Source organism: Streptomyces katrae (assembly GCF_000966975.1).
GTDB lineage: Bacteria > Actinomycetota > Actinomycetes > Streptomycetales > Streptomycetaceae > Streptomyces > Streptomyces katrae.
Window position 1 is genome coordinate 1 of sequence record NZ_JZWV01001064.1, and the last position, 1711, is coordinate 1711.

Here is a 1711-nt window from a genome sequence, read left to right on the forward strand (position 1 = left end):
GTGTATAAGATACAGGTGCTCCCGCCCTGTCCGGGGAGGGCTACCGCGAGGTGCTGGAGCTGCTGCGGGAGTTCTCCCCGCTGGTGCAGGCCCTGCCGCCGCGGGCCGCGCTGGTCCAGGTGCGCGGGGCCCGGCGGTACTTCGGCGCCGACGCCGCCCGGATCGCCGAGGTGGTCCGGCTGCGCGCCGTGGCCCGGCTGGGTACGGACGTGCGGATCGGGGTCGCGGACACCTGGGCGGTGGCGGCCATGGCCTCCGCCCGGATCACCGGCCCCGGCGGGGTCCTGGCCGTGCCCGCGGAACAGGTACCGGGCTTCCTCGCACCCCTGCCGGTGGGGTCCCTGTACGGGCTCGGCTCCCGCCAGGCCGAGGCGCTGCGCGGGTTCGGGCTGCACACCGTCGGGGCGCTCACCCAGGTCCCGCCCGGGGTCCTCGAACGGATCCTCGGCAAACGGGCCGGCCGGCTCGTCGCGGAGCGCGCCCGCGGGATCGACCCGCGCCCGGTCACCCCGCGCGGCCTGCCCTCCTCCGCCGCCGTCCGCACCGGCTTCGCCCGCCAGGAGCTGGACGGCCCGCACGCCCGCGCCGCGCTGCTCGGCCTGGTGGTCCGGCTCGGCGCCCAGCTGCGCGGACGCCGCCAGGCCGCCCGGTCCCTGTGCCTGACCCTGCAGTTCGCGGGCGGCACCCGGTGGGAGAGGTCCCGGCGGCTGACGGAACCCTCCGCCCACGACGAGGACCTCCGCACCCTCGCGTACCGCCTGATGGACGCGGCGGGCCTGCAACGGGCCCGGCTGACCGGCATGGTGCTGCGGGCCGAGGACCTCACCGCCGCGGAGGCCGTGACCCGGCAGCTCTCGCTGGACCCGGTCCGCGAGGCCCGCCTGACGGTGGAGGCCGCCATCGACCGCGCCAATGCCCGCTTCGGCCCGGGCACGGTCAGGCCGGCGACGGTCCCGGCCGGGCTCGCCCGGGAGCCCCTCCCCGCGGCGGCCGGGGGAGTCTGAGGCCCGGGGCGGAGCCCCCGGCGGCGGACCGGTACCCGCTCACGGGCGCGCACGGGACTTAGGCGGCGGCTCAGAGATCGCCCAGCATCAGCCGGGCCGTCTCCGTGCGCAGCGGGGTGGTCTGGGCCTGGATCAGGTGGAACTGGGCCTCCCGCGAGAGCCGCCCCGCGGTGTGCCCGTACTGGACCGCCCGGCCCCCGGCCACCGCCACGCAGGCCGCCGCCGACCGTACGGCCAGGTCCAGGGCGGCGGCCCGCAGCGACAGCCGGGCCCCGGTCTCCTCGCCGGCCGGCACCTCGTCGCGCAGGGCGTAGGCCTCGGCGCGCAGCCGGGCGGTCTTCTCGGCGAGGCGCAGGCCGAGTTCCCCGTACGGCGCCGAGCGGAGCAGGAAGTCCGCCGTGGCGCGCAGCTGGCCGAAGACGGCCGGCTGGGCGTCGGCGTTCTCCAGGTCGTAGGCCCGGACCCAGTCCGCCCGCGGTACCACGGCGAGCACCCGGGAGTCGGGCACCAGGACCCCGCGCAGCTCGACGGAGGCCGTGTGCGTCCCGCCCATCGCCCACAACGGGGCCTCCTCGACGGTGCTCAGCCCCTCCGCCCCGACCCCGGGGGCGCAGTCGACCAGGGCGAGGAGCGCCTCGTCGGAGCCGGTGACGGCCCCGGCGTACAGGGAGTCGGCCACCCCCCAGCCCGTCACCCACGGCATCCGC

Annotated in this window: 1 protein-coding gene and 1 pseudogene; one reads left to right on the forward strand and one right to left on the reverse strand. The window is 78.3% G+C overall.

Annotated elements, in window-relative coordinates; genetic code table 11:
- The first annotated feature begins 50 nt into the window (after positions 1-50).
- On the forward strand, positions 51-1004 hold the full coding sequence (locus tag VR44_RS32295; protein WP_245692660.1) for a DNA polymerase Y family protein: 954 nt from the start codon (positions 51-53) through the stop codon (positions 1002-1004).
- A 70-nt stretch (positions 1005-1074) separates the two neighbouring features.
- On the opposite strand, the pseudogene VR44_RS32300 reads toward VR44_RS32295, so the two are convergent.
- Positions 1075-1711: pseudogene (locus tag VR44_RS32300) on the reverse strand (hypothetical protein); the annotation flags it as partial.